Here is a 19,628-nt window from a genome sequence, read left to right on the forward strand (position 1 = left end):
ATGAGGGCTCGGTGCTGCCGGTAATGCGGGGCCGCTGGCCGAGGCGGTTATAAGCCCTTTCGCAGGGCTCAGCTAAATGACTATAGCTGCCGGTGGGAATTCGGTTTTTTTTTGCAATATTGCGGGGCCTGTAGGAGCGAGCATGCTCGCTCCTACAGGGTTTGCGTTTTCAGGGTGTGCGCGGTTGGGTGACGCGGTCCACGAGGTAGACCAGGCCGTGGTAATCGATTCCGCCGTGCTGGCTGAGGCCGATTTCGCAGGTGCGGCTGGTGGAGATGCCCTCGTCGCAGTACTGCACGGCGTCTTTCAGGGTTCGCAGCGAATGCGCGTTGAGCTCCGGTGTGGTGAAGCCCTTGTCGCCGGCAAACCCGCAGCAGTGAATACCTTCGGGGATGACCACGTTGTTGCTGCACTTGCGCGCCAGATCGATCAGCGCCTGGCTCTCGCCCAGGTGCTGGGTGCTGCAGGTGACGTGCACCGCGATGGGCGTGTCCTGCGGCGTGAAGTCCAGCCGATCCATCAGATGGGTGCGGATGAAACGCACCGGGTCGTAGAGATCGAGGCGCACATCGCCCAGGTCCTGGGTCAGGCGCAAGGTGCACGGGCTGGTGTCGCAATAGATCGGATCGAGCCCGCCGCGGCTTGCATGGAGCAGGGCGCCGATCAACTCCTGACGCTTGTGTTCGGCCTGCTCGGCGTAGCCTTTGGAGGCGAATGGCTGACCGCAGCACAGGCTGTCCAGGTTCTCCGGGAACACCACCTGATACCCGGCTTTTTCCAGCAGGCTACGGGTCTTGTCGTGCAGCGACATTTGCTCCTTGTCGCCAGCCGCCGGCCCCATGGCCCGTGAAACGCACGCGGCCAGATACACGACACGCGGACGTTGGTCGGTCACTGGCGGGCTGAAGCGGATCGCCCGTTCCGGCTGCGGCATGGCGTTGGTCCATTGCGGGATTTGTCCTTTGGACAGGCGCGTGACCGTCGCCGAAAGACGGCTCAGTCGCGGCGCTCCCAGCAGCATGCGCGCGCCGTTGGCGACATGAAGGGTGAAGCGCGCACCTTGCAGGGCGGTGGCGAAATTTCCTTCAAGCCAGTTAGCCGTTTTCCTATGAGTTGCGTGCTGGCCGCGCAGCTTTTTCACCAGGTCGCCGGTATTGATGCCTACCGGACAACGCTGCGCACAGAGCCCGGTCGCGGCGCAGGTGTCGATGCCCTGGTATTCGTAGGCGGCTTCGAGTTCGCGGGTGTCGATTCCGGCGCGTTTCCTGGCCTGAATATCGCGCCAGATCACGATGCGCTGGCGCGGGCTCAGGGTCAGGCCCTTCGACGGGCAGACCGGTTCGCAGAAACCGCACTCGATGCATTTATCCACAATCTCGTCGGCCGCAGGCAAAGGCTTGAGATGTTTGAGGTGAATCTGCGGGTCTTCGCTGAGCACCACATCCGGATTGAGTATGCCGTTGGGGTCGAGCAGGCGCTTGAGCTGCCACATCAACTGGTAGGCGTCGCTGCCCCATTCCAGTTCGACGAAGGGCGCCATGTTGCGGCCGGTGCCGTGTTCGGCCTTGAGCGAGCCGCCAAATTCCACCGCGACCAACTGCGCCACGTCGTCCATGAACGCCTGGTAGCGTGCGACTTCTTCCGGGCTGTTGAAGCCTTGGGTGAAGACGAAGTGCAGATTGCCTTCCAGGGCGTGTCCGAAAAGGATCGCTTCGTCGTAGTGATGTTTGTCGAACAACTCGATCAGGCGATTCACGCCGATGGCCAGTTGTTCCACCGGGAAGGTCACGTCCTCGATGATCACCGTGGTGCCGGTCTTGCGCACCGCGCCGACGGCGGGGAAGGTGTCCTTGCGGATCGCCCAGAGACGGGCGTTTTCCAGCGGGTCTTCGGTGAAATCGACCTGTTTCTCCACCGGGAATGACGCCAGGGACGCCATGATCTGCGCCAGTTGTTCCTGCAGCAAAGTGGACGATGCGGCGCGGGATTCGATGAGCAGGGCGCAGGCATTGTTCGACAGGTGCTGTACGAAAGCGGGCATGCCGGGTTTGTTCTGCACCGAGCGCAGGCTGCGGCGGTCCAGCAGTTCCACGGCCGAGACCGGTTGGCTTTTCAACACGGTGACCGCGTTGCAGCAGGTCTCCACGTTCGGGAAGACGATCAGCGCAGAGGCCTTGTTCGGGTGATCGATCACCGTGTCGTAGGTCACTGCGCTGATGAAGCCCAGGGTGCCTTCGGAGCCCACCAGCAGGTGGCTCAAGATATCCACAGGCTCGTCGTAGTCCACCAGCGCGTTGAGTGACAGGCCAGTGGTATTTTTCAGACGGTACTTGTGGCGAATTCTTGCAGCCAGCTCGGTGTTGGCGCGGGTCTCGCGGCCCAGGGTTGCCAGGCGTTCCAGGAGCTCGCCGTGGGTTTGTCGGAACGCGGCGACACTGGCGGCGTCTTCGGTATCCAGGCGACTGCCGTCGGCCAGCACCAGACGGATGCCGGCCAGGGTGTGATAGGTGTTCTGCGCGGTGCCGCAGCACATGCCGCTGGCATTGTTGGCGACGATGCCGCCGATCTTGCAGGCGTTGATCGACGCCGGGTCCGGGCCGATCTTGCGCCCGAACGGCGCCAGCCAGGCGTTGGCCTGAGCGCCGATCACGCCCGGTTGCAGGCGGATTTGCGTGCCCTGGCCGCGGATCTCGCGGCCGTTCCAGTTATCCCCAAGGACGATCAGCACCGAATCGCTGATGGCCTGGCCGGACAGGCTGGTGCCGGCGGCGCGAAAGGTCACCGGAACCTGATCGCGCTGCGCCAGTTTCAGCAGCGCTACCACTTCATCTTCGGACTCGACGCGAACGACCAGTTGCGGAATCAGCCGATAAAAGCTGGCGTCGGTGCCGAAGGCCAGGGTCGACAACGGGTCGTCGAAGCGACGCTCTCGGGGAATCAGTTGCTGCGCATCGCGCAGGAAAGCGGCCGGTAGACTCATTGGTCCTCCAGAATCAACACCACCAGGTCTTTCGGGCCGTGGGCGCCGTAGGCCAGCACTTGTTCGATGTCGGCGGTCTTCGACGGGCCGGACACCAGCAACGCGTTGGTCGGCATGCCCTGGGCCCATTCGAATTCCTGCTGCACCTGATAGAAGTTGTCGCGGATTTCGCTGGCCTTGAGCAGGGCGAAATGCACCGTCGGCGCCAGGCTCATCAGACGCGGTTCTTCCCGCGTCGGCCAGAGAATCAGGCTACCGGTGGCAGCGATGGCGCCCAGGGTGCCGGTCAGGCTCGCCGGGGTGTCATCGAACAGCTCGGCTTTCCACTCTTCCACCGGGCGGTTGTAGGCCTTGAGTGTAGGCAGGGTCGGATGGTTCGCCCAATGCTGTGTGATCTGTTGACCGTGCGCTGTCGTCGGTGCGATCAGCAGGCTTGGCAACTGACGTTCCTGCAGCAGTCTGCCCAGCAAGGCAGGCCACGCTTCAAGCGACGTCAGATGGATTTCGGTGTGCACCGCTTCCATCAATTTGCGCAGCTGCGGGATGCGCTGTTCCTGGGTGTAGGTGTAAGGGGCGGTCACCAGATCGACATCGAAGTTGTCAGGCACCGGCGTGGTGCCTGTCAGACTTTTGCGCAATTTGCCGAGGATGTTTTGCTTGGCGCTCATCAACGATCTCCCTGTTTGGCCAGATGTTCGCGAGCCATGTCGTGCAGTGAACGAGGGGCGGGTTTTGGTGCGCTGTGGTTTTGTGTCCACGGCCCGACATTGTTCGGTGTGAGCGCGCGCAGGCGCGTGGCGGCGAGCGCGAACAGGCGATACAGGGTCGGCGAACTGTTGAGGCGAGCCCAGGTGTTCCAGATGAAGCGCTCCTTGCGCGAATACTTGCTGCCCTGGCCGCGCATGACCTGGCGCGGGCTTTCGGGAGCCTTGACGTTCTCTTCACGCAGGCGCCGCAGCAGCGCCGGGATCGGAATTTTCACCGGGCACACTTCACCGCAGGCTCCGCACAGCGAGGAGGCGCTCGGATGATCCGGAACCTTCGCCAGGCCGACCATGTGCGGGGTGATGATTTTTCCGATAGGGCCGGGGTAAACCTCCCCATAGGCATGGCCGCCGATTCGGGTATAGACCGGGCAATGATTCATACAGGCGCCGCAGCGGATGCAGTTCAGGCTCTGGCGCAATTCGCTGTCGGCAAAGGCCTGGCTGCGACCGTTGTCCAGCAGGACCAGATGCACTTCCTGCGGGCCGTCGAGTTCATGTTCCTTACGTGGGCCGGAAATCATGTTGACGTAGGTGGTGATCGGTATGCCCAAAGCCGAACGGGTCAGCAGCGACAGCAGCGGCACCACGTCGCGCAGGTTTTCCACAACTTTTTCGATGCCGGTGACGGCGATGTGCACGGGCGGCACGGTGGTGGTCATGCGGCCGTTGCCTTCGTTTTCCACCAGCAGCAGGGTGCCGGTTTCGGCCACGGCGAAGTTGACGCCGGAGACGCCGATGTCCGCTTCGAAGAATTTCTGCCGCAGGACCCTGCGACCGATCTGAATAAGCTGGTCAACGTCCTTGGTGTATTCCACGCCAAGTTTGTCGTGGAACAAGGACGCGACCTGACCGGCATTCTTGTGGATCGCCGGCATGATGATGTGTGAAGGCTTCTCGTGGTCGAGCTGGACGATGTACTCGCCCATGTCCGATTCCAGGCATTCAATGCCCTGTTCAGCGAGGACATGGTTCATCTCCATCTCTTCGCTGACCATCGATTTGCCCTTGATCACTTGCCGCCCCTCGTGAGCGCGGATGATCGAAAGAACGATGCCATTGGCCTCGTCCACCGTTTCCGCCCAGTGCACTTTCACACCGTTGCGGGTCAGGTTCTGTTCCAGTTGCTCGAGCAGGTCGGGCAGCTTGGATAAAGCTCGGGCGCGGACCGCATTGCCCAGTACGCGCAGATGTTCCCGTTCATGGGCATCGCCGAAAGCGGTTGCCCGTTTGGTCATCAGTGAATCCATCGCCTTGCGAAAGTTGTTTCGCAATTGCGCATCACCCAACGCGCCATGTGCGCGGGTGCGGAAGTCTTCTTCTACGGCGACCGTAGGAATAATCGCGGAAGCGTTCATTGCGCGCCTCCGGTTCGTTGCCAGAGGAAGCTGGCCAGGTGTTGGCCGCGCAACGCTTCCTTTTGTTTCTCCAGCGAGCCGTTGATGTTCATCAGGCAACCGCAGTCGGCACTCAGGACCTTGTGCGCGCCGGATTCCTTCAACGATCGGGTCTTGTCGGCCACCATCGCGCCGGAAATGTCCGGCATACGGACGCTGAAAGTCCCACCGAAGCCACAGCATTCGCTTTCGTGGTCATGGTTGACCCGTTCCACGTTGCTCAGTTGCGACAACAACTCGCGACCGTGCAGGTGGGTGTTCATTTCGCGGCGTGCCGAACACGAGGTGTGCAGCGCCACTTTGACCGGTTCGCCGCTGTCCTTGAGCTGCACCTTGCAGACAAACAACAGGAATTCGGCGAGTTCATAGGTTCTGGCCGCCAGGGCCTGAACCTGTTTCAAGGTGTCCGGCTCATCCTTGAACAGGTCGGCATAGTGCTCGCGCAACATGCCGGCGCAAGAACCCGACGGAACCACCACCGGATAATCACCGGCGAACAGCGCCAGCTGCGAGCGCGCCACGGTCCGCGCCTGATCGGTGTAACCCGAGGTGTAGGCCGGTTGTCCGCAGCAGCTTTGCCCTTGCGGATATTCGACACGGATGCCTTCGCGCTCCAGCAGGTGGATCGCGTCCATACCGGCTTCGGGGTAGAACAGATCCACTACGCAGGTCCCGAACAGGTACACCCGTTGCGGTTTCTCGCTGGGGTATTGCCGAGGCTCGGGCAGTGGCGGGGCGACGCGGGTCGCATTCGGCACAGCGTTGTAAAAAAGCTCGCTCATCAGGCGTGTCTCTCGGCCGGTTGTCCGTCCGTTGAGGCTGCTGACTATAGACATGCACACTTTCAGCAGCCTTACAGACCGGGTTGTGAATAGCTGACGCCGGAGTCGTGGTCCGGCGTCGGTTTTTTTCAGATTGGCTGTAGGACTCAGTGCACCAGCATGCCGGTGAACCAGTAGGCCTGGGCCAGGGTGATCAGGCCGACGATGGTGGCGAAGAACAGGCTGTGCTTGAGGGTGAAGCGGAACAGATCCGATTCCTTGCCCACCAGCCCGGTCGCGGCGCAGGCCACGGCGATCGATTGCGGGGAGATCATCTTGCCGGTCACGCCGCCGCTGGTGTTCGCTGCCACCAGCAAAGTGTCGTTGACGCCGATCTGGTGTGCAGTGGTCGATTGCAGCGAGCTGAACAGCGCGTTCGACGAGGTATCGGAACCGGTCAGGAACACGCCCAGCCAGCCCAGGAACGGCGAGAAGAACGGGAAGGCTGCGCCGGTGCCGGCCAATACCAGGGCCATGGTCGAAGACATGCCCGAGTAGTTGGTGACGAAGGCGAAGGCCAGCACCATGCCGATGGACAGAATCGGCCAGCGCAGTTCGTAGAACGTTTCTTTCAAAGTGGTCAGACCAGTTTTGACGTTGATTTTCAGAACCAGCATCGAAATCAATGCGGAGAAGAAAATCGCAGTACCGGTGGCCGAGATCGGGTCGAGCTTGAATACCGCCGCAATGGCGGTCGGCGCGGCGACGATCGGTGCAGTCTTGATCACCAATTGATCAAGGTGCGGGATGGCGAAGTTGAACACCCAGCTGTACATCGAGCCGCCGGCGGCAAACATCGCCTTGAACGGTTTCAGGGTCCAGATGGTGACGAGCACGGTGAGGATCAGGAACGGCGACCAGGCCTTGAAGATTTCGCCCAGGCTGTAAGGCGAAGCGATGGTCGTGCGTTTCTGGCCGAAACCACCGGCGCTTTCGCTGACCACCGAAGCCGAGACGGCACCGACGATGTGCTGGCCGGCGGCGCGCTTCGGCTGCCAGACTTTCAGGAACAGGGTCAGGGAAATCAGGCTGGCCAGGGCCGAGGTGATGTCCGGCAGTTCCGGGCCGATGAAGTTCGAGGTGAAGTATTGGGTGACGGCAAAGCTGAAGCCGGCGACCAGTGCTGCCGGCCAGGTTTCGCGAACGCCGCGCAGGCCGTCCATCATGAACACCAGCCAGAACGGCACGAACATCGACAGCAGTGGCAGCTGGCGGCCGGTCATGGCGCCGATCTTGAACGCGTCGATGCCGGTGACCTGGCCTGCGACGATGATCGGGATCCCCAGGGCGCCGAACGCCACCGGGGCGGTGTTCGCAATCAGGCACAGGCCGGCGGCGTACAGCGGGTTGAAGCCCAGGCCTACCAGCAATGCTGCGGTAATCGCCACCGGCGCACCGAAGCCGGCGGCACCTTCCAGGAATGCACCGAAGCAGAAGCCGATCAGCAGCACTTGCAGGCGCTGGTCATCGGTAATCGACAGCACCGAGCTGCGGATCACTTCGAACTGGCCGCTCTTGACCGTCAGTTTGTAGAGGAATACCGCTGCCACGATGATCCAGGCAATCGGCCACAGGCCGTAGGCGAAACCGTATCCGGCGGCGGCGAAGGCCATGTCCACCGGCATCTGGAACGCGAAGATCGCGACCAGGATCGACAACGCCAGGGTGATGCTGCCCGCGACGTGTCCTTTGAGTCGGAACACGGCCAGGGCCAGGAAGAAAAACACGATGGGGATGACGGCTGCGAGCGCGGATAAACCGAGGCTGCCGAGCGGGCTGTAGAGCTGTTGCCAGGTTTGCATATGGGGTGGCCCCTAATTGTTGTTGGTCAGGCACTGATCAGCGTGTTTGGATAATTGGTAATACCAATTTACAATCGCTGTTGGCTAGGGTAAAAGCCTTGTAGGCGGTGTGTCAATTTGCCGCCCTAAAACTTTTGTCGAATGCCTGGTCGTTCGGATCGTCTGATCCGGGTGGCTAAATGCCAACTGACAGGTGCCGATGCCTTGGGGATAGGCCAGAATAGAGCCCCGGCGTGTCGTCGGATGGTGGAGAAACCGAGTTATGGGCTTTGATCAGATTCGTCAGCGCCGTTTGTCTGACGATATTGTCGAGCAACTGGAAGGCATGATCCTCGAGGGCACGCTGAAGGCAGGCGAGCGCTTGCCGGCCGAGCGTGCCCTGGCCGAGCAGTTCGGGGTGTCGCGGCCTTCGTTGCGCGAAGCCATTCAGAAACTTGTTGCCAAGGGGCTTCTGGTCAGTCGCCAAGGCGGCGGGAACTATGTGGTGGAATCCCTGGGCACGACGTTCAGTGATCCGCTGCTGTTATTGCTGGAAAGCAATCCCGAGGCTCAGCGCGATCTGCTGGAGTTTCGCCATACGCTGGAGGCGTCCTGCGCCTATTACGCGGCGATGCGCGCCACGGATGTCGATCGCGATCGGCTGACCGCGGCGTTCAACGAGTTGCAGGACTGCTATTCACGCCATGACGAAGTCAGTCGGGCGGAGGAGGGCGCGGCGGATGCGAAATTCCATCTGGCGATTGCCGAAGCCAGCCACAACGCGGTGCTGCTGCACACCATTCGCGGCTTGTTCGATCTGCTCAAGCGCAATGTGGTGACCAACATTGGCGGCATGTACAAGCAGCGCACGGAAACTCGCGACATGCTGATCACGCAGCATCGGGAGTTGTATCTGGCGATTGTTGAAGGCCGGGCGGAACAGGCGCGAGAGGTTTCCAGTCGGCATATTTTGTATGTGCAGGAAGTGCTGGAAGAGGTGCGTCAGGAAGTGCAGCGCGTGGCTCGGGCGGAGCGGCGCAAGGGGATGTAATCGGTTTTGAATGCAAAAGATCGCAGCGTTCGGTCGCTCTCTGTAGGAGCTGCCGAAGGCTGCGATCTTTTTGCTGGCGCCGTGAACTCAGGCTGAAAGATTAATCTTCCTTGCCCTTGTTCCGCACAGCGCGCTGCAACTCACGTCCGGCGTCGCGTTCGCGCTCGGTATCACGCTTGTCGTATTCCTTCTTGCCCTTGCCCAGAGCGATCTCGCACTTGACCATGTGCTTGCTCCAGTACCAGGACAGGCAGACGCAGGCGTAGCCCTTTTGCGCCACGGCAGCGGACAGCTTGTCCAGCTCGCGCCGGTTCAGCAGCAGCTTGCGCGTGCGCGTCGGGTCGGCGATGACGTGGGTGCTGGCGGTGGTCAATGGCGTGATGTGACTGCCGAGCAGCCAGGCTTCGCCATCCTTGAGCAGCACGTAGCTGTCGACCAGTTGCAGCTTGTTCGCCCGCAAACTCTTTACTTCCCAACCGGCCAGGACCAGACCAGCCTCGAACTTGTGTTCGATGAAGTAATCGTGTCGCGCCTTTTTGTTTTGCGCGATTGTCCCTGTGGGGTGTTTCTTCTGTTTAGCCATAGGGGCGGCATTATAGGGAGTTGCAAGCGAGTCGGCTACGGTGATGCGGTGTGCTTGAGCAGGTTGATTGAATCCCGGACAATGCGCGCACTTTTTTGAATGCTTGGTCGTAGTAGCAATGTCGACAGACAAGGTTTCTGTCCACGGCAGTTGGGCCAGCCGCTGGGTTTTCATACTCGCCGCGACCGGTTCGGCCGTTGGGCTGGGAAGTATCTGGAAATTCCCGTACATGGTCGGGGTCTACGGCGGCGGCGCCTTCGTGTTGATGTTCCTCATCTGCGTCGCGCTGATCGGCATTCCGGTCATGCTGGCCGAAACCCTGATCGGCCGACGCGCCCGGCAAAGCCCGGCCAATGCCTTGAAAACCCTGGCCCGGGAGGCGGGGCATTCGGGCAAGTGGTCATGGGGCGCTTTTGGCGGGATGATCACGGCGCTGCTGATTCTGTCTTTCTATAGTGTGGTCGGCGGCTGGTCGCTGGATTACATCATCGACATGGGGCGCGGCGATTTTCAGGGGGCGACACCCAGTCAGGTGGGCGTCTACTTTGGCAATGTCATCGCCGATCCGTGGCGCCTGATACTGTGGCACACGATATTCATGCTGTTGTCTGCAATCGTGATCGCCAAGGGCGTCGTCGCGGGGCTCGAGCGCAGCTTGCGCATCATGATGCCGTTGCTGTTCGTGATGATCCTGGTGCTTCTGGGTTACAGCATGACCACGGGGCATTTCATGGAGGGCGTGCATTTCATGTTCGACTTCCATCCGGAGAAAGTGCTGGGTGGCTTGTTGCCCGCCATGGGGCATGCGTTCTTTTCCCTGAGCGTGGGCGTGGGTTCGATCATGATCTACGGCGCTTACATGCCGAAACACTCATCGCTTTCCGGAACCGTCGTCGGCGTGGCCTTGCTCGATACCTTCGTTTCTCTGGTAGCTGGCCTGGCATTGTTTCCGATAGTGTTCGCCGCCGGCCTGGATCCCAGTGAAGGCCCGGGGCTCATGTTTGTCAGCTTGCCATTCGCCTTCGGTAATGTGGCGTTCGGCCAGCTGATGGGCGTAGTGTTCTTTGTACTGGTGGCGATTGCGGCCTGGAGCTCGGCGATTTCGCTGCTGGAGCCGATGGTGGCTTACCTGGTTGAGCGAACCCGCGTCCGCCGCGCCTGGGTGACCTTCTGGCTGGCATTCATCTGCTGGTTCGTGGGGTTGGGTACGGTGTTTTCCTTCAATATCTGGAAGCAGGCCAGGTTTTTCGTGAACGAAGACGGTTTGTTCCACCTCTACCAATGGGGTGCGGCGGGCGGACTGGATTTCTTCGGCGTGATCGACTTTTTCACCTCACGGATCATGTTGCCACTCGGTGGTTTATGTTTCGTGGTGTTTGCGGGCTGGGTAATGGGTCGGGAAGCGGTGAGCGACGAATTGTCGATCCGCAACCCGGCGTTGTACGCCCTGTCCATGTTTTTGATGCGCTATGTGGCGCCCATCGGCATTCTCGTAGTGTTTGCCGCCCAGCTGTGGAATTGACGCTGACATGACGACACACATTTCTCGTTCGGCCTTGCTGCCGTACCCGGCGCAAGCCCTGTATGACCTGGTCAACGACGTGGCGAGGTATCCGGAGTTCCTGCCCTGGTGCTCCTCGTCGCAGGTACTTGAAAGCACGCCCGAATTCATGCGCGCGAGCGTTGGCGTGGCCAAAGGCGGGCTCAGCCAGCATTTCGTGACGCGTAATACCCTGGTGCCCGGTCAATCGATCGAGATGAACCTGGAGGAAGGGCCGTTCACTCAGTTGCACGGTGTCTGGGTGTTCAAGCCTTTGGGCGAAAAGGCCTGCAAGATCAGCCTGGATCTGTCGTTCGATTACGCAGGGCCGATTGTTCGAGCGACACTCGGGCCTTTGTTCAACCAGGCGGCCAATACGCTGGTGGATGCGTTCTGCCAGCGGGCCAAGCAAACGTATGGTTGAGGTCGAGGTGGTGTATGCCGCCATTGATCGACAGGTGCTGCTGTCGGTGGCGGTTCCGGCCGGGACGAGTGTTCGGGAGGTGTTGCTGAAATCCGGTATCGGGCAGACTTTCCCGGAGCTGGACCTGGCTGAGTGTCCGGTGGGGATTTTCGGCAAGGTTGTCACTGATCCAGCCGGTCGTCCGGTTCAGGATGGGGATCGCATCGAGATCTATCGGCCATTGCTGGCTGATCCCAAGGAAGTTCGCCGGCTACGTGCGGCCAAGGCGGCGGAGGCCAAGGCCCGGAATCAGTAGATCGTTACCAATAGGCAATAAAAAACCCGGACATGCCGGGTTTTTTATTGCGTCGCAAATTATTGCGGCGATGTTTCCAGTGGTTCTGGAGTCGGGACGGGAACTGTTTCCACGCCGTCCACTTCCTTCTGGATCTGATCCAGCAACGAACCTGGCTTGGTCGGTTTTTCCGGCTTTGGCTTCTCGACGTTTTCCGCTGGTGCGTTGACGGTCGTGCCGCTGTCCTTGCCGAGAATTGCCTCGTCACGACTCACGCCAGGCATGAAGTCGCCAGACAGGCTGACAAGTTGATCATTTGGGTTGAAGATAACGCTAATGCGTTCCTGTTGGCGTTCACCGCCACCCGGTTGCAGGCTGTACAGGTAATCCCAGCGATCGGCATGGAACGTGTCGGTCAGCAGAGGGTTGCCCATGATAAACCTTACTTGCTTACGGGTCATTCCCGGGCGTAACTGGTCTATCATGTCCTGCGTGACGACATTGCCCTGCTGGATGTCGATTTTGTAAACCCCGGGGAATGAACAACCGGCGAGTGCGAGCAGTCCCACAAAGGTGAAACTGGTTAGCAAGAGCTTGGTGTTTTGCATCGGTGGGCGACTTCCACTATCTTGGCTGGGACAACGTAAACGCCGATCATACCCGCATTAAGAGAAGCTGCGAAGCAGCATCGCGAGAAAGCTGACCATGGTTGAAAATAGCGAACTACGCAAAGCCGGCCTCAAAGTGACCCTGCCACGGGTCAAAATTCTGCAAATGCTCGATTCCGCCGAGCAGCGCCACATGAGTGCTGAAGATGTTTACAAGGCACTCATGGAGGCTGGCGAGGACGTCGGTCTGGCCACGGTTTACCGTGTTCTGACCCAGTTCGAGGCAGCTGGCCTTGTGGTGCGGCACAACTTTGACGGAGGCCATGCGGTCTTCGAGCTGGACGACGGCAAGCATCACGACCATATGGTCAACGTCGAGACCAGTGAAGTGATCGAGTTTTTCGACCAGGAAATCGAGAATCTGCAGAAAGCGATCGTCGAGAAGTATGGCTTCGAGATGGTTGATCACAATCTGGTGCTGTACGTACGCAAGAAAAAGTAAGCATGTCGCGCGAATTCAAGGTTCGCGAAACGAACGAAGGCGACCCCAGGGTCGCCTTCGTGCTTTCTGCCGGTCTCAGGCTTTCGCCGCGACCACCATTTTCTTGGCATGAGCCAAGGACTCCTTGGTGAGGTCGATGCCGCCCAGCATGCGAGCCACCTCTTCGACCCGGTCGTTCTTGTTCAGCTTCGAGACGGCGGTGCGGGTCGCATCTTCGCCTCTTACCTTGTGCACAAACAGGTGTTGATGACCCTGAGCTGCCACTTGCGGCAAGTGAGTCACGGTCAGAACCTGCCCTCTCTCCCCAAGTCGACGCAGTAATTGGCCGACAATTTCGGCTGTCGGGCCGCCGATACCCACGTCCACTTCGTCGAACACCAGTGTCGGTACACGAGAGGTTTGTGCGGTGATCACCTGAATGGCCAGGCTGATCCGTGACAACTCACCGCCCGATGCAACTTTCGCCAGCGCCTTCAAAGGCTGGCCGGGGTTGGCGCTGACCAGCAATTCCACTTGTTCCAGTCCGTTCGGCAGCAGTTCATCGCCGCTGTTGGGGCGCAACTCGATGGTGAAGCGCCCCCCCGGCATGCCCAGACGCTGGATTTCCTGTTCCACGGCGCTGGCCAGGCTGCCGGATGCCTGGTGGCGCAGGTCGCTCAGCTCCCGTGCCTTCTCCTGATAATGACGAGCGTAGGACGACAGTTCGTCGCTCAGTCGCTCGATGGATTCGTCATTGGCATTCAGGGTTTCGATTTCTTCCAGCAGCTTTTGCTGCATTTCGCCGACTTCAGTTGGCTGGATGCGGTGTTTGCGCGCCAGGGTATAGATAGCGTCCAGGCGTTCTTCCAGATACTGAAGGCGCGAGGGGTCGGCATCGAAGTTGTCGAGGAAGCGGTTCAGTTCGCCCACGGCTTCTTCGACCTGGATCTGTGCGCTGGTCAGCAGACTGCTCGCCTCACCCAGCGCGCCGATCGAACTGTTGACGCTCGACAGGCGGTTCAGGCTGGCGGTGAGGGCGTTAAGCACATTGCCGGAATCACTTTCGCTGCATTGCTCGACCACTTGCCGGCAGATGCCCAGCAGGGTTTCGGCGTTGGTCAGGTTCTTGTGTTCCTGCTCCAGTTGCTCAAGCTCGTTGTCGCCAAGGCCGAGGTTTTCCAGTTCTTCCAGCTGATAACTGAGTAACTGATGGCGGGCACGCTGCTCGTCGCCCGAGTTGGAAAGGCGCTCCAGTTCCTGGCGAGTCTGGCGCCAGCGCTGCGCGGCCAGCTGTACCTGGCGGGCAAGATCCGTCGCGCCGGCGTACTCGTCGAGCAGGCGTCGGTGGGTGTCGGTCTTGAGCAGGGATTGGTGTTCGTGCTGGCTATGAATGTCGATCAGCAGTTCGCCCAGCGCCTTCAGGTCGCCCAGAGGGCAGGGCGTGCCATTGATATAGCCGCGCGAGCGTCCCTCGGCGGTGATGACCCGGCGCAGGATGCACGGGCCATCGTTCTCGAGATCGCGCTCGGCCAGCCAGGCGCCGGCTTCCGGGATGTCGGCCAGGTCGAAGGTTGCCAGGATATCGGCCTTGTCCGCGCCGGGGCGGACCACGCCGCTGTCGGCTCGATCACCGAGGGTCAGGCCCAGGGCGTCGAGCATGATCGACTTGCCGGCGCCGGTTTCCCCGGTGATCACGCTCATCCCGCGATCGAGTTCGAGATCGAGATGTTCAACGATGGCGTAGTTGTGTACGGACAGGTGCACCAGCATGAAGGCCGCTCCCAGGCTTTAGGTCTGGTTATTTATACAGTGTTTTGTTTTGGGCTGACAATGCCCCTCGTTAGCTCGATTCGCTTGAGCCGACGAAATTCTTAGCGCGCCCTGGAATGACAATGCAGCTGTTTTTTGTAGGGTTAATGCTTGGCGCCCCTTGAAGCTGAATTTTGCAGCCCCATATAGCTGGGCAGAAGTGCGAGTCAGGCTCGCAGACGATATTGAAAGGAGAATTTTATGGCTGACGAACAGACAGTGGATACGCAAAACCCAGACGCCAATCAGGCGCCCGAGGCTTCGGGTGAAGATCTGGCGGCTCGTGTACAAGTGCTCGAAGAGCAACTGGCAGGCGCGCAGGATCAGGCTTTGCGTGTAGCCGCCGATCTGCAGAACGTCCGCCGTCGCGCCGAGCAGGATGTAGAAAAGGCTCACAAATTCGCCCTGGAAAAATTCGCCGGCGATCTGCTGCCGATCATCGACAGCCTGGAGCGCGGCCTGGAATTGTCCAGCCCGGATGACGAAAGCATCCGTCCGATGCGCGAAGGTATCGAACTGACCCTGAAAATGTTCCAGGACACCCTGAAGCGTTATCAGCTGGAAGCGATCGATCCGCATGGCGAACCGTTCAATGCCGTTCTGCATCAGGCAATGGCCATGCAGGAAAGCGCAGACCTGGAGCCAAACAGCGTGCTCAAGGTGTTCCAGAAGGGCTACCAGCTCAACGGTCGCCTGCTGCGCCCGGCAATGGTCGTGGTCAGCAAGGCTCCGGCGCCAGTTTCGCCTTCTATTGACGAGCAGGCTTGAAACTAGCCGAAAGGCCCCCATTTAGAAGTCAAGCGTTTAAGTGCTACCGCAGTTGGCAACCACCGCTGCGGCAACCAAATCCAAAGTTTCGGGAGAGTGAACATGGGCAAAATCATCGGTATCGACCTGGGGACTACCAACTCCTGCGTCTCCGTGCTGGAAAACGGCACCGCCAAAGTCATTGAAAACGCCGAAGGCGCGCGTACTACGCCATCGATCATCGCTTACGCCAACGACGGCGAAATCCTGGTTGGCCAGTCGGCCAAGCGTCAGGCGGTGACCAACCCGCACAACACCCTGTACGCGGTAAAGCGTCTGATCGGTCGTCGTTTTGAAGAAGACGTCGTTCAGAAAGACATCCAGATGGTCCCTTACAAGATCGTCAAGGCTGACAACAATGACGCCTGGGTTGAAGTGAACGGCCAGAAAATGGCTCCGCCACAGATCTCGGCTGAAATTCTGAAGAAAATGAAGAAGACCGCCGAAGACTACCTCGGCGAGCCAGTGACCGAAGCTGTGATCACCGTTCCGGCCTACTTCAACGACAGTCAGCGCCAGGCCACCAAAGACGCCGGCCGCATCGCTGGTCTGGACGTAAAACGTATCATCAACGAACCAACCGCGGCCGCTCTGGCTTACGGTATGGACAAGGCCAAGGGCGACCACACCGTCATCGTTTATGACCTGGGTGGCGGTACCTTCGACGTTTCCGTGATCGAAATCGCTGAAGTCGACGGTGAGCACCAGTTCGAAGTGTTGGCCACCAACGGCGACACCTTCCTGGGTGGTGAGGACTTTGACATTCGTCTGATCGACTACCTCGTCGACGAATTCAAGAAAGAAAGCGGCATGAACCTCAAAGGTGATCCGCTGGCGATGCAGCGTCTGAAAGAAGCTGCTGAAAAAGCCAAGATCGAGCTGTCTTCCGCTCAGTCGACCGACGTGAACCTGCCGTACATCACTGCAGACGCCACCGGTCCTAAGCACCTGAACGTGAAGATCTCCCGTGCCAAGCTGGAAGCGCTGGTGGAAGATCTGGTTCAACGCACCATCGAGCCTTGCCGCATCGCTCTGAAAGACTCCGGTATCGACGTTGGTTCGATCAACGACGTGATCCTGGTGGGCGGTCAGACCCGTATGCCACTGGTTCAGAAGCTGGTGACCGAATTCTTCGGCAAAGAAGCTCGCAAGGACGTGAACCCGGACGAAGCTGTTGCCATGGGTGCTGCGATCCAGGGCGCCGTTCTGGCTGGCGACGTTAAAGACGTTCTGCTGCTGGACGTCAGCCCGCTGACCCTGGGTATCGAAACCATGGGTGGCGTGATGACTGCGCTGATCGAGAAAAACACCACGATTCCTACCAAGAAATCGCAAGTGTTCTCGACTGCCGACGACAACCAGGGCGCCGTGACCATTCACGTGCTGCAAGGTGAGCGTAAGCAAGCGGCTCAGAACAAGTCCCTGGGCAAGTTCGACCTGGCCGAGATTCCACCAGCACCACGTGGCGTGCCACAAATCGAAGTGACCTTCGACATCGACGCCAACGGCATCCTGCACGTAGGCGCCAAGGACAAGGCCACTGGCAAGACTCAGTCGATCGTGATCAAGGCCAACTCCGGTCTGTCCGACGAAGAGATCGAGCGCATGGTGCGTGACGCCGAGGCCAATGCCGAGGAAGACCGCAAGTTCGAAGAACTGGCCGCTGCCCGTAACCAGGGTGACGCACTGGTTCACTCGACTCGCAAAATGGTCGCTGATGCTGGCGACAAGGTGAGCGCTGAAGAGAAGACTGCCATCGAAGCTGCCGTGGTTGCCCTGGAAGCTGCCGTAAAAGGCGACGACAAAGCTGCTATCGAGGCCAAGGTCGAAGAGCTGTCCAAGGTCTCCGCGCCAGTGGCTCAGAAGATGTACGCCGAACAGGCTCAACCGGCTGAAGGCGCTGCGCAGCAGGGCGAGTCGGCTGAAAAGGCTGACGACGTTGTCGATGCCGAGTTCGAAGAAGTCAAAGACCACAAGTAAGTTGTTGGTCGGCCGGTTGACTGTCTTTGGGCAGTGACTGGTAGGATGTCGCCGCGCGGGAGCCTGCTCCCGCGTTGGCGTGTCTGGAGTACACGAATTTTTACAGCATGCGACGACGTTCGGATGCTGGTGGTATGGCCGGAAATGCTCCTGCTTTTCGAGCCGAAAGTACCGCAATGAACCAAAAGACCAGGATCGTTGAATCGACGTGAGTTGGGTCCGGGCCTGTATTGGGGCTCAACGAGTTTGGCGAAGCTCAGGAGAGGTTTGCCGAACGTCCTCAAGAGTGCAGAAGACATATGGCAAAGCGTGACTATTACGAAGTATTGGGTGTTGAGCGAGGCACCAGCGAAGCGGACCTGAAAAAGGCCTACCGTCGCCTGGCGATGAAGCATCACCCGGACCGTAATCCCGATGACAAGGCGTCGGAAGAGAAATTCAAGGAGGCCAACGAGGCCTACGAAGTGCTGTCCGATTCCAGCAAGCGTGCGGCCTACGACCAGTATGGTCACGCTGGCGTCGACCCGAGCATGGGGGGCGGCGGTGCCGGTTTCGGTGGCCAGAACTTCTCCGACATCTTTGGCGATGTCTTCAGTGATTTCTTCGGTGGCGGTCGCGGTGGTTCCCGTGGCGGCGCTCAGCGCGGCAGTGATCTGCGCTACACCCTGGAACTGGATCTGGAAGAAGCGGTGCGCGGCACGACCGTGAATATCCGTGTTCCGACACTGGTCAACTGCAAGCCGTGTGACGGTTCGGGCGCCAAGAAAGGTTCTTCTCCTGTTACATGCCCGACTTGCGGCGGCATCGGTCAGGTTCGCATGCAGCAGGGCTTTTTCTCGGTGCAGCAGACCTGCCCGCGCTGCCATGGCCAGGGCAAGATCATTTCCGATCCATGCGACTCGTGCCACGGCGAAGGTCGTGTCGAAGAGTACAAGACGCTGTCGGTGAAAGTGCCGGCGGGTGTCGACACCGGTGACCGCATTCGCCTGTCCGGCGAGGGTGAGGCGGGTGCTCAGGGTGGTCCGACTGGCGACCTGTACGTTGTCATCAACGTGCGTGAACACTCCATCTTCCAGCGTGACGGCAAGCATCTGTTCTGCGAAGTGCCGATCAGCTTCGTGGATGCGGCGCTGGGCGGCGAATTGGAGATTCCGACCCTCGATGGTCGGGTCAAGCTGAAGATCCCTGAGGGGACTCAGACCGGCAAGCAGTTCCGTGTACGTGGCAAGGGCGTTGCGCCTGTGCGTGGCGGCGGTGCCGGTGACTTGATGTGCCGTGTCGCGGTCGAGACTCCGGTCAACCTGAGTCGTCGTCAGCGCGAAATGCTGGAAGAGTTCCGCAATTCGCTGGCAGACGACAATAGCCACTCACCGAAAACCACTGGCTGGTTCGAAGGCGTGAAGCGCTTCTTCGGCGACTTGTAAGGAGACAGGCATGCGACGTATTGCTGTGATGGGCGCCGCTGGGCGCATGGGCAAGACTTTGATTGAAGCGGTGCATCAGGCGCCGGGCGCGGGTTTGACGGCGGCGGTTGATCGTCCCGACAGCACGCTGGTCGGTGCGGATGCCGGTGAGCTGGCTGCGCTGGGTCGTATCGGTGTGCCGCTGTCCGGTGATCTGGATCGCGTCGTTGACGAGTTCGACGTGCTGATCGACTTCACTCACCCGACCGTGACCCTGAAGAATCTGGCCTTCTGCCGCAAGCATGGCAAGGCGATGATCATCGGTACCACGGGTTTCACTGTTGAAGAGAAGCAATTGCTGGCGGAGGCGGGCAAGGATATCCCGATCGTCTTCGCGGCCAACTTCAGTGTCGGTGTGAACCTGTGCCTGAAGCTGCTCGATACCGCAGCCCGTGTGCTGGGTGACGATGTCGATATCGAAATCACCGAAGCTCACCATCGGCATAAAGTCGATGCGCCGTCGGGTACCGCGGTGCGTATGGGTGAAGTGGTTGCCGATGCTCTGGGTCGCGACCTGAAGAAGGTGGCGGTCTACGGTCGCGAAGGTCAGACCGGTGCGCGTGATCGCGAAACCATCGGTTTTGCCACTGTGCGTGCTGGTGACATCGTCGGTGATCACACGGTGCTGTTCGCCGCTGAAGGTGAGCGTGTCGAGATCACTCACAAGGCCTCCAGCCGCATGACATTCGCCAAGGGTGCGGTACGTGCCGCGCTGTGGCTGGATGGTCGCGAGCCTGGCCTGTACGACATGCAAGACGTACTCGACCTGCGCTGAGTCGCACTTGAAACCGGGTTCATACGCAATGTTTGAGCCCGGTTTTACACCGCCAAGCGACGACCTGTCGCATTCTCTGGCCTTTCGGGC

Annotated in this window: 17 protein-coding genes; 9 read left to right on the forward strand and 8 right to left on the reverse strand. The window is 59.9% G+C overall.

Annotated elements, in window-relative coordinates; translation table 11 throughout:
- Positions 1–169: 169 nt before the first annotated feature.
- The 5 genes from HNO86_RS04635 to HNO86_RS04655 all read right to left on the reverse strand — a co-directional run bounded on the left by HNO86_RS04635 (position 170) and on the right by HNO86_RS04655 (position 7,764).
- A complete protein-coding gene (locus HNO86_RS04635) occupies positions 170–2,980 on the reverse strand; it encodes an FAD-binding and (Fe-S)-binding domain-containing protein (protein ID WP_175375850.1) in 2,811 nt (936 codons plus the stop codon).
- Entirely contained in the window at positions 2,977–3,648 is a 672-nt protein-coding gene (locus HNO86_RS04640) for a lactate utilization protein (RefSeq protein ID WP_175375851.1), read from the reverse strand. Before HNO86_RS04640 ends, HNO86_RS04635 begins: the two co-directional genes overlap by 4 nt.
- Entirely contained in the window at positions 3,648–5,102 is a 1,455-nt protein-coding gene (locus HNO86_RS04645; protein WP_175375852.1) for a LutB/LldF family L-lactate oxidation iron-sulfur protein, read from the reverse strand. The genes HNO86_RS04640 and HNO86_RS04645 overlap by 1 nt, the downstream gene beginning before the upstream one ends.
- On the reverse strand, positions 5,099–5,923 hold the full coding sequence (locus tag HNO86_RS04650) for a (Fe-S)-binding protein (protein ID WP_175375853.1): 825 nt from the start codon (positions 5,921–5,923) through the stop codon (positions 5,099–5,101). Before HNO86_RS04650 ends, HNO86_RS04645 begins: the two co-directional genes overlap by 4 nt.
- Positions 5,924–6,069: 146 nt before the next feature.
- Positions 6,070–7,764, reverse strand: coding sequence for a lactate permease LctP family transporter (locus HNO86_RS04655; RefSeq protein ID WP_175375854.1), 1,695 nt, complete (start codon positions 7,762–7,764; stop codon positions 6,070–6,072).
- A 262-nt stretch (positions 7,765–8,026) separates the two neighbouring features.
- On the opposite strand from HNO86_RS04655, the gene HNO86_RS04660 reads away from it, so the two are divergent.
- Positions 8,027–8,794: a GntR family transcriptional regulator gene (locus tag HNO86_RS04660; protein WP_175375855.1), complete on the forward strand. Its 768-nt coding sequence runs from the start codon at positions 8,027–8,029 to the stop codon at positions 8,792–8,794.
- Between the two features lie 100 nt (positions 8,795–8,894).
- Here the strand turns inward: HNO86_RS04660 and smpB are convergent, their stop codons facing one another.
- Positions 8,895–9,377 (reverse strand): SsrA-binding protein SmpB, encoded by a 483-nt coding sequence (smpB, locus tag HNO86_RS04665; RefSeq protein ID WP_175375856.1) that lies wholly within the window; start codon positions 9,375–9,377, stop codon positions 8,895–8,897.
- Between the two features lie 118 nt (positions 9,378–9,495).
- On the opposite strand from smpB, the gene HNO86_RS04670 reads away from it, so the two are divergent.
- Genes HNO86_RS04670 through HNO86_RS04680 form a run of 3 tightly spaced genes read left to right on the forward strand, consistent with a single transcriptional unit; the run spans position 9,496 to position 11,636 of the window.
- On the forward strand, positions 9,496–10,899 hold the full coding sequence (locus HNO86_RS04670; RefSeq protein WP_175375857.1) for a sodium-dependent transporter: 1,404 nt from the start codon (positions 9,496–9,498) through the stop codon (positions 10,897–10,899).
- Between the two features lie 7 nt (positions 10,900–10,906).
- Positions 10,907–11,341: a type II toxin-antitoxin system RatA family toxin gene (locus tag HNO86_RS04675; RefSeq protein ID WP_175375858.1), complete on the forward strand. Its 435-nt coding sequence runs from the start codon at positions 10,907–10,909 to the stop codon at positions 11,339–11,341.
- The gene (locus HNO86_RS04680; RefSeq protein WP_175375859.1) at positions 11,334–11,636 is read left to right on the forward strand and encodes an RnfH family protein; all 303 of its coding nucleotides are present in this window, start codon (positions 11,334–11,336) and stop codon (positions 11,634–11,636) included. The genes HNO86_RS04675 and HNO86_RS04680 overlap by 8 nt, the downstream gene beginning before the upstream one ends.
- Before the next feature lie 59 nt (positions 11,637–11,695).
- Here the strand turns inward: HNO86_RS04680 and HNO86_RS04685 are convergent, their stop codons facing one another.
- On the reverse strand, positions 11,696–12,223 hold the full coding sequence (locus HNO86_RS04685; protein WP_175375860.1) for an outer membrane protein assembly factor BamE: 528 nt from the start codon (positions 12,221–12,223) through the stop codon (positions 11,696–11,698).
- Positions 12,224–12,320: 97 nt separating this feature from the next.
- Between HNO86_RS04685 and fur the strand changes: the two genes are divergently transcribed.
- Positions 12,321–12,725 (forward strand): ferric iron uptake transcriptional regulator, encoded by a 405-nt coding sequence (gene fur / locus HNO86_RS04690; protein WP_110966279.1) that lies wholly within the window; start codon positions 12,321–12,323, stop codon positions 12,723–12,725.
- 75 nt (positions 12,726–12,800) lie between these two features.
- Here fur and recN read toward each other — a convergent pair whose 3' ends face one another.
- Positions 12,801–14,474, reverse strand: a complete 1,674-nt coding sequence (gene recN / locus HNO86_RS04695; protein ID WP_175375861.1) for a DNA repair protein RecN — start codon at positions 14,472–14,474, stop codon at positions 12,801–12,803.
- A 240-nt stretch (positions 14,475–14,714) separates the two neighbouring features.
- Here recN and grpE point away from each other — a divergent pair, with 240 nt between their 5' ends.
- The 4 genes from grpE to dapB all read left to right on the forward strand — a co-directional run bounded on the left by grpE (position 14,715) and on the right by dapB (position 19,538).
- On the forward strand, positions 14,715–15,281 hold the full coding sequence (gene grpE / locus HNO86_RS04700) for a nucleotide exchange factor GrpE (protein WP_095194007.1): 567 nt from the start codon (positions 14,715–14,717) through the stop codon (positions 15,279–15,281).
- A gap of 102 nt (positions 15,282–15,383) precedes the next feature.
- Entirely contained in the window at positions 15,384–17,300 is a 1,917-nt protein-coding gene (gene dnaK, locus HNO86_RS04705; RefSeq protein ID WP_175375862.1) for a molecular chaperone DnaK, read from the forward strand.
- A 299-nt stretch (positions 17,301–17,599) separates the two neighbouring features.
- Complete coding sequence (dnaJ, locus tag HNO86_RS04710; RefSeq protein WP_077046412.1) at positions 17,600–18,724, forward strand: molecular chaperone DnaJ; 1,125 nt, start codon at positions 17,600–17,602, stop codon at positions 18,722–18,724.
- Positions 18,725–18,734: 10 nt separating this feature from the next.
- Complete coding sequence (gene dapB / locus HNO86_RS04715) at positions 18,735–19,538, forward strand: 4-hydroxy-tetrahydrodipicolinate reductase (RefSeq protein WP_175375863.1); 804 nt, start codon at positions 18,735–18,737, stop codon at positions 19,536–19,538.
- Positions 19,539–19,628: the final 90 nt, after the last annotated feature.

The sequence above is a fragment of the Pseudomonas sp. C1C7 genome, assembly GCF_013359595.1.
Lineage (GTDB): Bacteria > Pseudomonadota > Gammaproteobacteria > Pseudomonadales > Pseudomonadaceae > Aquipseudomonas.

Coding starts and splice junctions, on each gene's coding strand:
- HNO86_RS04635 (WP_175375850.1), bottom strand. CDS start 2,980: ATGAGTCTACCGGCCGCTTTCCTGCGCGATGCGCAGCAACTGATTCCC.
- dnaJ (WP_077046412.1), top strand. CDS start 17,600: ATGGCAAAGCGTGACTATTACGAAGTATTGGGTGTTGAGCGAGGCACC.
- grpE (WP_095194007.1), top strand. CDS start 14,715: ATGGCTGACGAACAGACAGTGGATACGCAAAACCCAGACGCCAATCAG.
- HNO86_RS04655 (WP_175375854.1), bottom strand. CDS start 7,764: ATGCAAACCTGGCAACAGCTCTACAGCCCGCTCGGCAGCCTCGGTTTA.
- dnaK (WP_175375862.1), top strand. CDS start 15,384: ATGGGCAAAATCATCGGTATCGACCTGGGGACTACCAACTCCTGCGTC.
- HNO86_RS04660 (WP_175375855.1), top strand. CDS start 8,027: ATGGGCTTTGATCAGATTCGTCAGCGCCGTTTGTCTGACGATATTGTC.
- HNO86_RS04685 (WP_175375860.1), bottom strand. CDS start 12,223: ATGCAAAACACCAAGCTCTTGCTAACCAGTTTCACCTTTGTGGGACTG.
- HNO86_RS04650 (WP_175375853.1), bottom strand. CDS start 5,923: ATGAGCGAGCTTTTTTACAACGCTGTGCCGAATGCGACCCGCGTCGCC.
- HNO86_RS04680 (WP_175375859.1), top strand. CDS start 11,334: ATGGTTGAGGTCGAGGTGGTGTATGCCGCCATTGATCGACAGGTGCTG.
- HNO86_RS04645 (WP_175375852.1), bottom strand. CDS start 5,102: ATGAACGCTTCCGCGATTATTCCTACGGTCGCCGTAGAAGAAGACTTC.
- HNO86_RS04670 (WP_175375857.1), top strand. CDS start 9,496: ATGTCGACAGACAAGGTTTCTGTCCACGGCAGTTGGGCCAGCCGCTGG.
- dapB (WP_175375863.1), top strand. CDS start 18,735: ATGCGACGTATTGCTGTGATGGGCGCCGCTGGGCGCATGGGCAAGACT.
- smpB (WP_175375856.1), bottom strand. CDS start 9,377: ATGGCTAAACAGAAGAAACACCCCACAGGGACAATCGCGCAAAACAAA.
- fur (WP_110966279.1), top strand. CDS start 12,321: ATGGTTGAAAATAGCGAACTACGCAAAGCCGGCCTCAAAGTGACCCTG.
- HNO86_RS04640 (WP_175375851.1), bottom strand. CDS start 3,648: ATGAGCGCCAAGCAAAACATCCTCGGCAAATTGCGCAAAAGTCTGACA.
- HNO86_RS04675 (WP_175375858.1), top strand. CDS start 10,907: ATGACGACACACATTTCTCGTTCGGCCTTGCTGCCGTACCCGGCGCAA.
- recN (WP_175375861.1), bottom strand. CDS start 14,474: ATGCTGGTGCACCTGTCCGTACACAACTACGCCATCGTTGAACATCTC.